Here is a 13,597-nt window from a genome sequence, read left to right as displayed (position 1 = left end):
AATAAATGGGCATGTGGAGATTTGTCCGCGAGCGGCCGGGGCTGGCAATTGCCAAGCGATGCGGCGTTGCAGAAATCTGAACCCGTCTGGAGAGGATGACCCCGCCGCCAAGAATGCGGGGCCCCGGTCCGGCCGCTATCGATAAGGCGTGTGACGACCCTGCGAATTGCACCTCGACCGGGTCGCCACACTCAATCGCAACAACAGTTGCAGGGTGGGAAGGTAATGCTCCGCTGCCGGTTCGGCAAGCGACAGCGGCCCGATGTGCCCTGCGTGGAGGGATCTACGATGACGTTTTTCACCAAAACCGCTGCCAGCGCGCTGGCTCTGACCATTGGCGCAGGCGCTGCCGCCGCCGCAGACTGCCCGATCAAGGTGGGTGTGCTGCACTCGCTGTCCGGCACGATGGCGATTTCGGAAACCACGCTCAAGGACACCATGCTGATGCTGGTGGAGGATCAGAACGACAAAGGTGGCCTGCTGGGATGCGAGCTGGAGGCCGTGGTGGTCGACCCGGCGTCCGACTGGCCGCTCTTTGCCGAAAAAGCACGCGAATTGCTGACCGTCCATGATGTCGACGTAATCTTCGGCAACTGGACCTCGGTCAGCCGCAAATCCGTCCTCCCCGTCATCGAAGAGCTCAACGGCCTGCTGTTCTACCCGGTCCAGTACGAAGGCGAAGAGAGCTCCAAGAACGTCTTCTACACCGGCGCGGCCCCGAACCAGCAGGCGATCCCGGCGACGGATTACTTCCTCGAAGAACTGGGCGTGGAGAAGTTCGCACTGCTTGGCACCGACTACGTCTACCCGCGGACCACGAACAACATCCTGGAGGCCTATCTTCAGGACAAGGGCATCCCGGCTGAGGATATCTTTGTCAACTACACGCCCTTTGGCCACTCCGACTGGTCCAAGATCGTCGCCGATGTCGTGGCGCTGGGCGCGGATGGCAAGAAGGTCGGCGTGATCTCCACCATCAACGGCGACGCCAATATCGGCTTCTACAAGGAGTTGGCGGCGGCGGGTATCTCTGCCGACGACATCCCGGTGGTGGCCTTCTCCGTCGGCGAAGAAGAGCTTTCCGGCCTTGATACCTCCAACCTCGTGGGGCACCTGGCCGCGTGGAACTACTTCCAATCTGCCGACACCGAAGCCAACACGGCCTTTGTCGACAAGTGGAAGACCCTGATGGGGCAGGAGCGCGTCACCAATGACCCGATGGAGGCGCATTACATCGGTTTCAACATGTGGGCCAATGCGGTGAGCGCGGCGGAGACAACGGATGTCGATGCGGTGCGAACGGCCATGTATGTTCAGGAGTTCCCGAACCTGACCGGCGGCACCGCCGTGATGCTGCCGAACCACCATCTGGCAAAGCCGGTGCTGATCGGCGAAATCCAGGAGGACGGCCAGTTCGACATCATCTCCGCCACCGATCCGGTGCCCGGCGACGCGTGGACCGATTTCCTGCCCGACTCCGCGGTCCTGACCTCGGATTGGAAGGATCTTGGCTGTGGCATGTACAATACCCAGACCGAGACCTGTGTGCAGTTGAAATCCAACTACTGATTTCTGCTGACGGGCTCCGGGTGCCTGACGGCCCCGGAGCCGATTGACACCGACCTCCGGGTTCAACCGGCGGCACCAATAGGGCCGGACCACCTTCCATGACATGTAAATTTCGTGCTGATCTGCTGTTGTTCTTCTGCGGTGTGCTGGCATTGGGTCTGGCCAGTTTCGCCAGACCCGGGCACGCGCAGGAGGCCGGCCCCCTGCAACAGCTGTTGCAACAGGATGCCGCTCTGATCTCCAAAGCCTCACGCAGGACCATCGGACCGGTCATTGACCGCATCGTCGCCTCCGACTTGCCGGCGGTGCCCATGTTCCTGTCGGCCTGGCAGGACAAGACCATCTGGCAACGCCGCGCGGACGGTCTGTTCTTTGTCGGCGCGGACACGGGGGATCGCACCTATCGTCTGACGGATATCGACAGCGGCGCGGTGATCGCGACCGTCCCGAAGGATGATCTCAAGCAGTTGAAACCGAACAGCGGCGTGCGCGGGCTGATCGCCACCGCCCTGGTCCGGTTCCAGCTGTCCGACCCTGACCCCAGTCTTCGGGAGGAGGCGTTGACCGCCATCGAGCGCCGGCCGGAGGCGGGGCTGCTTGCCCCCCTGCGCGCCTCTATCGACACCGAACCCGATGCCGAGCTGAAGGCCCGGAAGATGCGGATCGAGCGCCTGTTGACCATCGGCCATGGTCGCGATCCGGCCGAACGCGTTGCCGCGATCAAGGACATGTCGGGCGATCTCGGCGTTGATCTGCGCGCCGCACTCAATCCGCTGGTCGCGACCCGGCTGCAGATCTCCACAGACCTCCCCGAAGGGGTCAACCTCGCCCGTGTGTTGTCTCCCGGAGGACCCGATCTGGGCCGTCTCGAAGCCTATGACATGCTGGCGGAGGCGGAACTGGTGCCAGCGCGCCAGACGCCGGATCAGATCAGGACCGTGCTGTCGAACCATGTCGAGGGCGGCACCGTCGGGGGTGTCGCGCTGGTGCGGCTTTCGACCCCGGACGCCCGTGCCATCGCCTATGACACCTTGGCGCAAGAAGGCAAGGTCGCGCCTTTGGTCCGGGATGAGGTGATCGATGCGGCACTTGCGGCGCATGTGTTCTTTGAAACCTATGCAGAGCCGAACCCGGAGGTGACCGCCGCCGCTCTTGCTGCGCTGCAGGGCATCTCCACCCGTGTCGGTCTCAATCAGACGCTGGACCTGGGGCTGGATGCGATTTCACTGGCCTCGATCTATTTCCTGGCGGCGATCGGTCTTGCCATCACCTTTGGCCTGATGGGGGTCATCAATATGGCCCATGGCGAATTTATCATGATGGGCGCCTATACCGGCTATCTGGTGCAGCAGGTGATCCCGAACCACACGGTGTCGATCCTCCTGGCAATCCCGCTCGCCTTTGCGGTCACCTTTGCCGCTGGCGTCGCAATGGAACGTCTGGTGATCCGCCACCTCTACAATCGGCCGCTGGAAACCCTGCTTGCGACCTTTGGCATCTCCATCGCCCTGCAGCAGCTGGCCAAGAACATCTTCGGCACCCAGGCGCGTCCGCTGACGGCCCCCGGCTGGCTGGATGGGGCACTGGTCCTGAACGACGTGGTGGCGATCAGCTACATCCGCATCGCGATCTTTGTTCTGGCGCTGATCTTCCTCGGCTTTTTCCTCTTCCTGATGAAACGGACCCGTCTCGGACTTGAAACCCGGACCGTGACGCAGAACCCGCGCATGGCCGCCGCCATGGGCATCAACCCGGGACGCGTCAACATGCTGACCTTCGGTCTCGGCTCCGGCATTGCGGGCATCGCAGGCGTTGCCATCGGCCTCTACGCCAAGGTCACGTCCGAGCTGGGCGCCGACTATATCGTGCAAAGCTTCATGACCGTGGTGGTCGGCGGTGTCGGCAACATCTGGGGCGCGCTCCTCGGCGCCACGATGATCGGCACCCTGCAAAAGGGGATCGAGTGGCTCAACCCCTCTAACACGCTCGCCGCCCAGACCTACATGATCATCTTCATCATCATTTTCATCCAGTTCCGGCCCCGCGGCATCATCGCCCTCAAAGGCCGCGCAGCGGGAGATTGACCGCCATGACCCTTCATCTTTTTGAAAATACCTCGGGGGGGACGGGGGGCTGGCCCCCCGCCGCAGGAGGGACGCGCCATGCGTAAATCCTTTATCGCGCAGCACCCCTCGGTGCTGGTCTTCCTCCTGGGCCTCGCGGCCTTCACCCTCGGCGTCAGCCTCCTGGCCGAAGGGTTTGGCATCGGTCTCATTTCCACCTCTTTCATCAAGACATTGGGCAAAACGCTCTGCCTCTGTCTTGTGGCCATCGCGATGGACCTGATCTGGGGCTATTGCGGCATCCTGTCCTTGGGCCATTTCGCCTTCTTCGGTCTCGGCGGTTACATGATCGGCATGTGGTTGATGTATGCCCGCACCGAGATCATCGTGGAGGCTTCGCTGGCCCAAGGCGTGATCCCGCCAACCCCGCAAGAGGTGATCGACGGCATCGGCAGCCAGATCTTTGGCGTCGTGGGCGCGTCGGACTTTCCGGTGATTTGGATGTTCGCCGACAGTCTGACGCTGCAGCTTGCTCTGGTTCTGCTGGTGCCCGCGATCTTGGCGCTGGTCTTTGGCTGGCTGGCCTTTCGCAGCCGCGTCACCGGCGTGTATCTGTCGATCCTGACCCAGGCGATGACGCTGGCGCTGGCGCTTTACCTGTTCCAGAACGACTCCGGCCTGCGTGGCAACAATGGCCTTTCGGGCCTGCAGAACCTGCCCGGTGTCACGGCGCCGCAATCGGCGATTTCGCTCTGGTTCTTCTGGGCCTCGGCGCTGGCCCTCGGGCTGGGCTATCTCCTCAGCGCCTGGGTGGTCTCCGGCAAGTTCGGCTCCGTCATCCGCGGCATTCGCGACAACGAGGCCCGCGTGCGCTTCCTCGGCTACCCGGTCGAAAGCTTCAAGCTGATGCTGTTCACTCTGACCGCGATGATCGCGGCCATCGCGGGCGCGCTCTATTATCCGCAGGCGGGGATCATCAACCCGGCCGAGATTGCCCCCATCGCCTCGATCTACCTAGCGGTCTGGGTCGCCATCGGCGGGCGGGGGCGGCTCTATGGCGCGGTCCTGGGTGCGGGGTTTGTCAGCCTTGTCTCCACCTGGTTCACCGGCGGGCAAGCGCCCGACATCAATCTGGGGTTCTACACCCTGCAATGGGTGGACTGGTGGCAGGTGATCCTTGGGCTGTCCTTCGTCCTTGTCACGCTGTTTGCGCCCAAGGGCATCGGCGGTCTGTTTGACCTTCTGAACCGCGGGGACAAGGCATGAGTCAGATGAATACGCTTCTGGAGGTGTCCGGTGTCTCCGTGTCCTTTGACGGGTTCAAGGCGATCAACAACCTGTCGTTTCAGATTGGCCCGGCGGAACTGCGCGCGGTGATCGGCCCAAATGGCGCGGGCAAGACCACCTTCATGGATATCGTCACCGGCAAGACCCGGCCCGACGCGGGGCGGGTGCTCTTTGGCGAAAAATCCATCTCTTTGCTCACTCTGTCCGAAGCGCAGATCGCGCAGGCCGGGGTGGGGCGCAAGTTTCAGAAACCCACGGTGTTTGAGAATCAAACCATCCGGGAAAACCTGATGATGGCGCTGAAGGCTCCGCGCAGCTGGTGGTCGGTCCTGACCTTCCGGGCAGAGGACACCCATGTCGCACGTGTCTCGGAGCTGGCCGAGGAGGTCGGTCTGTTGGACCAGCTTGATCGCATCGCGGGAGAACTGTCGCATGGGCAGAAACAATGGCTGGAGATCGGCATGTTGCTGGCGCAGGAGCCGCGCCTCCTGCTGGTCGACGAACCTGCTGCCGGCATGACGCCGGAAGAGCGCGCGCATACCACCGATCTGCTGGTCGAGGCCGCCCGCACCCGCGCCGTGGTTGTGGTCGAACATGACATGGAGTTTGTGCGCCGCCTCAATTGCAAGGTCACGGTCCTGCATGAAGGGGCGGTTCTGGCCGAGGGCGGTCTGGACCACGTCACGGCTGATCCGCATGTCATCGATGTGTATCTGGGGCGCTGAACATATGCTGGAATTGAACGATATCACATTGCACTACGGCCATAGCCAGATCCTGAACGGGGTCTCGATGACTGCCGAGGTGGGCGAGGTGACCTGCGTGATGGGCTGCAACGGGGTCGGCAAGACCTCGTTGATGAAGGCGATCACCGGCACCCATGCGCGCACGGGCGGAGGGGTGACGCTGGACGGTGAGGTGCTGGGGGTGCTGCCAGCGCATGTGCTGGCGCAGAAAGGCATCGCCTATGTGCCGCAGGGGCGCGATATTTTTCCGCTGTTGACGGTCAAGGAAAACCTAGAGACCGGCTTCGCCTGCCTGCCCAAGAGCGCGCATCACATCCCGGACCATATTTTTGATCTGTTCCCGGTGCTGAAGGAGATGATCTCGCGCCGGGGTGGGGATCTGTCGGGCGGTCAGCAGCAGCAGTTGGCCATCGCGCGTGCGCTGATCACGCGGCCCAAGCTGCTGGTGCTGGATGAACCGACCGAGGGCATTCAGCCCAATATCATCACTCAGATCGGCGAGGTCATCAAACTGCTGCGCGATCAGGGCGAAATGGCGATCGTGCTGGTGGAGCAGTATTTCGACTTTGCCTATGCGCTGGCGGATCGTTTTGTGGTGTTGCGCCGGGGTGATGTGGTGATGGCGGGCAAAAAGGGTGAGGTCGAACGCGCGGCGCTGCTGGACGGTGTGTCCGTCTAAGCGGGGTTTAAGCCGGGGGCAAGAAAGGGGCGCTCCCGCCCGGTTTGCCTGCATTAAAATGCCGTCAAACCCGTTGGGCCCGGCAGCGCACCTGCGGTGCGCTGCGGGTGCGCTTGGGTAGGCGTGTCCTGTCGTCTCTGCGCAACGGGATTGGCCTTTGGCGATTGGGTCGGCTATGCAAGGAACCAAAGTGTTTAACTTGCAAAGGACATTCCAGCATGACTCCGCTTCAAGGTCTCAAGGTGGTGGAACTCGCCCGTATTCTCGCCGGTCCGTGGATCGGGCAGGCCTTGGCGGATCTGGGGGCGGAGGTGGTGAAGGTCGAAAGCCCCGAAGGCGATGACACACGCCGCTGGGGGCCGCCCTTTGTGGAGCGGGACGGAGACAAGACCGCCGCCTATTATTATGCCGCCAACCGGGGCAAAACATGCGTCACCGCAGATTTTCGCACGCCAGAGGGGCAGGCCAAGGTCCGCGATCTGGTTGCGGGCGCAGATATCCTGATCGAGAATTTCAAAGTCGGAGGACTGGCGAAATATGGCCTCGATTACAAAAGCCTCGCTGAGGTGAACCCGCGACTCATTTATTGCTCGGTCACGGGGTTCGGGCAGGATGGGCCTTATGCCAGCCGTGCGGGCTATGATTTCCTGCTGCAAGGCATGTCGGGGCTGATGTCGATCACTGGTGCAGCGGAGGGTGAGCCGCAAAAGGTGGGCGTCGCGATCACGGATGTGGTGACAGGGCTATACGGCAGCATCGGCATTCTGGCCGCAGTCGAGCAGAGGCACCGGACCGGACGGGGACAGCATATCGATATGTCCCTGCTGGATTGTGCCACGGCCATGCTGGCGAACCAGAATATGAACTATCTGGTGACGGGCGACAGCCCCACCCGTATGGGCAATGAGCACCCCAATATCGCGCCCTATCAGGTGATGGCGGTGCGCGATGGGCATGTGATCCTTGCGGTCGGCAATGACGGTCAGTTCACGCGGCTGTGCGATGTGCTGAATCTCGGAGGTCTCAAGGATGACCCCCGTTTTCTCACCAACCAGCTGCGGGTCGCAAACCGGAGTGATCTGACGCCTATGCTGGCGGCGGCGCTGGCACAGTGGAGCCAGGCGGATTTGCTTGCCGCATTGGAGGCCGCGACCGTTCCGGCGGGGCCGATCAACACCATCGGGCAGGCGTTCGACGACGCGCAGATCAAACATCGACAGATGCAGATCGCGCCCGAAGGCGTGCCGGGCGTGCGCGGACCTTGGGTGTTTTCGGATGCGGAACTGGCGCTTGATCGCTCGGCACCGGTATTGCCGCGCAAGGCAGATTAACTGGGCGGATAGGCGTCGAGCGTCAGGCTTAAAGGAACCTCATCCCCGAGCAGACGTCTTACCTTGGGGTCGAGGCGTGGGCTATCCTTAGGCAGGGCACCGACATCAGCAAGGGCCTCGCGCGCAGTGCGTTTTTCCTCAAGCCGCACCCAGACCGTGCGGGTGGAAAACGGGCGACGATTGGCCCCGGCAGAGACCCCCAGGACCAGCCCTTGCAGATAAGAGATCTGATGCGGGTGTTCCGGCATCAATATCGTCTCTGAGAGTGCGCCGACGGTGTTGCGGGGGCGCTCTGTCAGACACAACCGTCCGCCGCGTTCTGCAACCAGCCCCAGATAGGTGCTGCGCTGGCGGATACTGCCGTCACTTGCGTGGGCGCGCTCGAATGTGTGGCTTACCACGTAGCCATCGACCTCTTTGAGATGGATCAGCGAGCGCAGCACCTGTCCGGGCCATGTGGGCGTGCAAAAATACCCATGATAGGTGCCGAGAAACCGGCGCAGGGGGCGCGCCTGATCGGCAAAACCCGTGCCGATGTGCCAAAGCGGCGCGGGGAGCTTGGGCGCGGTGGTCGGGCGACGCGCGGCTGCGAAGTGATCGGGGTCCGTAAAAAGATCGGCCTCATCTACGTCGAAATGACGCGCGATGCGGCGCAGGTTATGCGCCGAGGGCAGTCCGGCCCCCGAAAGGTAGCGGTTGAACTGTTGCCGGTTGAGGCCGATCTCGCGGCAGATCTGCGCGATCGAGGTGGCCTCGGCGCAGAGAAACCGTAAATTCTGACTGAAGGCCGTGCGCATGATCTGGGCTTTCGCGATGTGACGCGACTGTGCGTACATCTGCATCATCCCGCGTACAAGTGCGCAGTTTCACCCTGTTCGGATTTCGCGCACACTCTGCCCAAACGCATAAGGAAACGAGGCCGACATGTCCGCGCAGACTCCCATCACCGTGACAGACCACCTGTGGATCCCGTTGCCCGATGGGCGCAGGCTTGCGGCGCGGATGTGGCAGCCCGCAGGCGCAGGCCCGTTTCCGGTGATCCTTGAATATCTGCCCTACCGCAAACGCGATGGCACGGCCCCACGCGACGCCACGACGCATCCGGTGTTTGCCGCCCATGGCTATGCCTGCGTGCGGGTGGATATCACCGGCTCCGGTGACAGCGACGGGCGCTTTGATGACGAGTACTCCGAGCAGGAACTCTCGGATGGTGAGGCGGTGCTGGAGTGGATCGCGCAGCAGCCCTGGTCAACGGGCAAGGTCGGCATGATCGGGATTTCCTGGGGCGGGTTCAATGGCTTGCAAATGGCGTATCGCCGACCGGAGGCCTTGAAAGCGGTGGTTTCGGTGGCCTCTACCGTGGATCGCTATGCTGACGATATCCACTATATGGGGGGCTGCCTGCTCAGCGATAACAAGAACTGGGCGAGCCAGATGTTCGCCTATATGACCCGGCCACTGGATCCGAAGCTGCGCACGGATTGGCGCGCGGAATGGTTGGGCCGGATCAACGATCTGCCCTTTATGGCGGCGGATTGGCTGCGCCATCAGACGCGGGATGCGTTCTGGAAACATGGCTCCGTTTGCGAGGACTGGTCGGCGATTGAGGCGCCGGTGCTGGCAATCACCGGCTGGGCCGATGCCTATGTGAACGCCCCGCCGGCGCTGGCAGCAAAGATGACCGGCGCGCCGGCCAAGGCCTTGATGGGGCCGTGGGAACACCGCTATGCTCATATCTCTCAGATCGAGGCGGCGGATTTTCATGGCGAGGTGCTGCGCTGGTTTGATCAGTACCTCAAAGGTGAGGACGCCGGGGCAGCGGCCTTGCCCGACTACCGGGTCTTTATGCAGGAGTTCACCGCGCCAAGCCCGAAGAACCTGCCGCAGAACGGCCGTTGGGTGGCCGAAGCGCAGTGGCCCTCGCCCAATGTTATGGACGTGGAGTGGCCGCTGGCGGAGGGGGGATTTGCACCCGAGCCGCAGGCGGGTACGGCAAGGGTCCATAGCCCGGCGACCGTTGGGCAGGCGGGCGGCTATTTCTGCCCCGGTATCCGGATCGATAATGAACGCCCCGGCGACCAGAGCGTGGATGATCGGGCCTCGACCTGTTTTGACAGCACCGCGTTGCTCGCCCCGATGGAGATCCTGGGCCGTCCGCGCGTGCGACTGGCCTTCAGTGTCGACAAACCCGTCGCGCAGGTGGTGGCGCGGTTGTGCGATGTGGCGCCCTCTGGGCAGTCGCAGCGCATCACCTATCGCCCCCGCAACCTGTGCCATGACGACAGCCATGAGGTGGCAACGCGGTTGGAGCCGGGCAAGCGCTATGAGGTGGAGTTTGAGCTGAATGAGTGCGCGCATCGGGTGCTGGCGGGGCATCAATTGCGGCTGGCACTGTCGACCTCCTATTGGCCGATTGTCTGGCCCGCGCCGGAGGCTGCCGAGATCACGCTGCATCTGGACGGGTGCGCGCTGATCTTGCCGGAGCGCCGCGTCGAGGTTGAGATTGAGGCCCAGGCTCCGTGCGCGGCGCGTGACTACCCGAAGTATCAGGCCGAGGTGTTGGAAAAACCGTGGGGCGAGGCCGAGACACGTGTTGAGGCGGACGGGACCCATGTGCTGGAAAGCTTTGACAGCTATGGCGCGGCGCAGGATCTGACCCATGGCCAGCGTGTCGCCAGTAACGTGCGGATGCGCTATGCGATCCACCCCGATGATCCGGCCAGCGCGCGGTTTGACTGTGCTTGGGTCTTCAACTTTGGCCGCGATGGCGAAGGCGATCAGGAGGACTGGGGCGTGCGGATCGAGACCGACAGTTCGATGCATTGCGACACCGAGACTTTCACCCTCTGGCGCGGGATCAAAGCCTATGAAGGTGAAGAGGTGGTGTTGACGCGCGAGTGGACCGAGGTCATCCCGCGCGGCTGTCTCTGACGGTGGGCCCAAAGGGGCCACCGAGTTGGATCAAAGCGCGCCCGTCAGGATTGCGGCAGGGCGCGCGGGTCGAATTGGCACATCTCGCCCGCTTTGGCCAAGGCCTGATCCAGCCCGGAGAGGGAAAAACCACCGTAAAGCCAGGTTTCTCCTTCGGCTGCGCGATCCACCGCAAAGCTAAAATCACCCTTGGTGGCGAGCATGGCGCCGATCAATTCCGAGATGAAGCCCGGTGTCAGGCTCGCCCCATAGGTGAAGCCCGGTGCGGTGTAGAAAAACATCTCGTCACCAAACCACACCGGCTCATCCCCCAGATAAAGCGTCACACTATCTGCTGCCTCATCCCAGGGAGCCTCGACCTCGTCAGGGCCGTAAGGCGTGTAGATATAGTCGAAGCTGGCATTCAGACCGTTGTTTTCGAACGTGAACTCCAGATAGCCGGAGGTGTCGCGCGCGGAGGAGAGCGTATAGACGTGGCAGGTTTTGCCCTTGTAGACCGTAGCCCAATTGCCGGCCTCAAGGAACAGCGTCGAGGCCTGCGCGAGGCCACCCATAAGAGACAAGGCGAGCGCCGCAGCGATAGATTTCAGCATGAAAGATGTCCTAAACAAACGTGGTTGGCGCAAAGCTACTGCGCAATAGATGCGGAATCCTTAATGCGTTATCGCGTTTGCTGCTAACCGGGGACACCGTGGTTCAGTCGTCCGTCACATGGATGGCGAATTGCTCCAGCCCTGCGGATTGGGCTTCGATCACGCGGAAACTCTCGCGCACGCCAGCCTCGGTCAGGTCGCGCGCGACTGTCAGCAGCGTGTTGGGGGCGTGATCCTCGCAAAGCTCTGCCATATGGTCGATCTCGGCTTCGGCCACGGGGCGGGCGCTGGCCATATCCGGCGCGCCATAGGTCTCCATGAAATGCCGGGCGAGCTGTTCGATCAGCGTGGTGACCTCTTCGGCCTCGATCTGGGTTACGGCGACAAATGTCACCCGACCCGCAGTCTCCAGCCCCATCCAGCCATTGGCAAAGGCCTGACGTTGTTTGCCAACAAGGTCACCCTCGCTCCAGTTGGAGAACTCAAACCCGCCGGAAATACACCATTCCCCGGTGCGGGCGGGGCTGGCAAAGACGTTCATGTCGCTTTCGTCAAAATGAATGGCACGGGCCAGTTTCATCGCGTCTTTCTCCTGTCAGTCCTGCACCAGAACAGTGGTGAGCGGGATCAGATGGGTGGTTGTGTCGTCGCGCAGGAGCATTCCGAAATCCTCATCGACGCCAAGGAAGGTCCCGCTCAGCCCGGCTTGCTGGCGATCTTCGCCGATGCCATGCGCAAGCCCGCGCCATTCTGCATGAAGCGCTTTAAGTTCGCCTTCGTCCCACCGGTTGATCCAATGCAGGCAGTGGCGGGTCCAGCTTTCCAGCAGGCGCGGCGCAGCCACATCGGCGCAGCCTTCGGCATAGAGCGCGGTTTGATCCGGGGTGTCGCCCCCGTCGCCGGCAGGCCAGAGCGGCAGGTCCAAGCCCACAACCAGCCAGTCCGGCTGGGCGTCGGGCGCATCGGTACTGGCCGCGACGCGAAGGCGTCCGCATCGCGCGCCATTGATCAACAATCCACCGTCCCAGTCCAGATGCACGGCAACTTCAGGCGGGGCCAGCGCGCCAAGGGCGTTCTGAAAGCCCAGGCCGCAAACGGGCAGCATCGCCATGGCCTTGGCCAGCCGCACTTCGGGGGCGAGCACCAGTGCGGCACGCAAGATGTCAGTGCCGAGGTCATAGACCACAAGCCCGGCATCGACGCCCAGCTCGGCCTTCTGGCAGGCGAGATCAAACGGCTCCTGTCCCGGACCTGCGGCCTCGCCCGTCATCAGAGGGGGGAAGGTGACAGTCTCGTTCATACGACGCCGCGCTCCACGAGGGCTGCGGCGATGTCCTGAAAGGCACGAGCCTGTGTGCTGTCGGGTTTGGAGACCACGATGGGCGCGCCGCCATCCGCCGCCAAGCGGACATCCAGATGCAAGGGCACCTCAGCCAGGAGCGGTACGTTCAGTTTCTCAGCCTCCGCCGCAACGCCGCCATGGCCAAAGATATGCTCCTCATGGCCGCAGTTGGAACAGATGTGGGTCGACATGTTTTCAATGAGGCCGAGGATCGGCACGTTCAACTTGTGGAACATATCAATACCTTTGCGGGCATCAATCAGGGCCACATCCTGCGGGGTGGAGACCACGATCGCCCCGTCCACCTGCGCCTTTTGCGCCAGTGTCATCTGCACGTCGCCGGTGCCCGGCGGCAGGTCCACGATCAGCACATCGAGCGCGCCCCATTGCACCTGCATCATCATCTGTTGCAGCGCCCCCATCAGCATCGGGCCGCGCCAGACCACGGCCTGATCGTCATTGGTCATCAGACCGATCGACATCATTGTGACGCCGTGATTCCGCAGCGGCAGGATTGTCTTGCCGTCGGGGCTGGCCGGGCGGCCAGAGACACCCAGCATGCGCGGTTGCGAGGGGCCGTAGACATCCGCATCCAAGAGACCCACGCGTTTGCCGGCCTGCGCGAGGGCGCAGGCAAGGTTGGCCGAAACGGTGGATTTCCCGACGCCGCCCTTGCCCGAGGCGACCGCGATGATCTTTGCGACGCCGGGGATCTTTTGCGGGCCTTGCGGCTCTGCGGGCTTGTTGGATTTGAGATCCGGCGGGGCTTTGGTGCTATGGGCCGTCATCAGGGCCGAGACTTTCTCAACACCCGCGAGGTTGCTCACCTGAGCCTCGGCCTGATCGCGCACTGGCGCGTAGGCCTCGGATTTGGCCGGGTCAATTTCCAGCACAAACCGCACATTGCTGCCTTCAATGGTGAGGGCGCGGATGATGCCTGCGGCGACGATATCGCTGCCGCTCGCGGGGTCTTTCAGGGTCTTCAGGGCGTCGAGGACGGCGTCGCGGGTGATGGACACGCGGGTCTACTCCTTGGTTGGTCTGGTGGTTGGCCGG

12 protein-coding genes are annotated in these 13,597 nt (G+C 62.7%); 7 read left to right on the top strand and 5 right to left on the bottom strand.

What is annotated here, in order from left to right; all coding sequences use genetic code 11:
• Window positions 1–288 precede the first annotated feature (288 nt).
• From urtA to ACXAF5_RS15515, 6 genes are all read left to right on the top strand, one after another.
• A complete protein-coding gene (gene urtA / locus ACXAF5_RS15540; RefSeq protein WP_474947282.1) occupies window positions 289–1,569 on the top strand; it encodes an urea ABC transporter substrate-binding protein in 1,281 nt (426 codons plus the stop codon).
• A 98-nt stretch (window positions 1,570–1,667) separates the two neighbouring features.
• On the top strand, window positions 1,668–3,653 hold the full coding sequence (gene urtB, locus ACXAF5_RS15535; RefSeq protein WP_474947281.1) for an urea ABC transporter permease subunit UrtB: 1,986 nt from the start codon (window positions 1,668–1,670) through the stop codon (window positions 3,651–3,653).
• Between the two features lie 78 nt (window positions 3,654–3,731).
• Window positions 3,732–4,898 carry an urea ABC transporter permease subunit UrtC gene (urtC, locus tag ACXAF5_RS15530; RefSeq protein WP_474947280.1) on the top strand — a complete coding sequence of 389 codons (1,167 nt, stop codon included), beginning with the start codon at window positions 3,732–3,734 and terminating at the stop codon, window positions 4,896–4,898.
• Between the two features lie 5 nt (window positions 4,899–4,903).
• Entirely contained in the window at window positions 4,904–5,644 is a 741-nt protein-coding gene (gene urtD, locus ACXAF5_RS15525) for an urea ABC transporter ATP-binding protein UrtD (protein WP_474947843.1), read from the top strand.
• A gap of 4 nt (window positions 5,645–5,648) precedes the next feature.
• Window positions 5,649–6,344, top strand: coding sequence for an urea ABC transporter ATP-binding subunit UrtE (urtE, locus tag ACXAF5_RS15520; RefSeq protein ID WP_474947279.1), 696 nt, complete (start codon window positions 5,649–5,651; stop codon window positions 6,342–6,344).
• A gap of 218 nt (window positions 6,345–6,562) precedes the next feature.
• The gene (locus ACXAF5_RS15515; RefSeq protein WP_474947278.1) at window positions 6,563–7,675 is read left to right on the top strand and encodes a CaiB/BaiF CoA transferase family protein; all 1,113 of its coding nucleotides are present in this window, start codon (window positions 6,563–6,565) and stop codon (window positions 7,673–7,675) included.
• On the opposite strand, the gene ACXAF5_RS15510 is transcribed toward ACXAF5_RS15515, so the two are convergent.
• On the bottom strand, window positions 7,672–8,511 hold the full coding sequence (locus ACXAF5_RS15510; RefSeq protein WP_474947277.1) for a helix-turn-helix transcriptional regulator: 840 nt from the start codon (window positions 8,509–8,511) through the stop codon (window positions 7,672–7,674). The two genes, ACXAF5_RS15515 and ACXAF5_RS15510, sit on opposite strands and share 4 nt — an antisense overlap.
• 88 nt (window positions 8,512–8,599) lie before the next feature.
• Here ACXAF5_RS15510 and ACXAF5_RS15505 point away from each other — a divergent pair, with 88 nt between their 5' ends.
• Window positions 8,600–10,606 (top strand): CocE/NonD family hydrolase, encoded by a 2,007-nt coding sequence (locus tag ACXAF5_RS15505; protein WP_474947276.1) that lies wholly within the window; start codon window positions 8,600–8,602, stop codon window positions 10,604–10,606.
• 44 nt (window positions 10,607–10,650) lie between these two features.
• On the opposite strand, the gene ACXAF5_RS15500 is transcribed toward ACXAF5_RS15505, so the two are convergent.
• The 4 genes from ACXAF5_RS15500 to apbC all read right to left on the bottom strand — a co-directional run bounded on the left by ACXAF5_RS15500 (window position 10,651) and on the right by apbC (window position 13,560).
• The gene (locus ACXAF5_RS15500; RefSeq protein ID WP_474947275.1) at window positions 10,651–11,199 is read right to left on the bottom strand and encodes a hypothetical protein; all 549 of its coding nucleotides are present in this window, start codon (window positions 11,197–11,199) and stop codon (window positions 10,651–10,653) included.
• A 103-nt stretch (window positions 11,200–11,302) separates the two neighbouring features.
• Window positions 11,303–11,779: a DUF6505 family protein gene (locus ACXAF5_RS15495; RefSeq protein ID WP_474947274.1), complete on the bottom strand. Its 477-nt coding sequence runs from the start codon at window positions 11,777–11,779 to the stop codon at window positions 11,303–11,305.
• A 15-nt stretch (window positions 11,780–11,794) separates the two neighbouring features.
• On the bottom strand, window positions 11,795–12,499 hold the full coding sequence (locus ACXAF5_RS15490) for a biotin/lipoate--protein ligase family protein (RefSeq protein ID WP_474947273.1): 705 nt from the start codon (window positions 12,497–12,499) through the stop codon (window positions 11,795–11,797).
• Window positions 12,496–13,560 (bottom strand): iron-sulfur cluster carrier protein ApbC, encoded by a 1,065-nt coding sequence (gene apbC / locus ACXAF5_RS15485; protein ID WP_474947272.1) that lies wholly within the window; start codon window positions 13,558–13,560, stop codon window positions 12,496–12,498. Before apbC ends, ACXAF5_RS15490 begins: the two co-directional genes overlap by 4 nt.
• Between the last annotated feature and the right edge of the window lie 37 nt (window positions 13,561–13,597).

The organism is Epibacterium sp. ABV4_022 (genome assembly GCF_056159345.1).
This window is presented reverse-complemented; position numbering and strand designations above follow the sequence as displayed.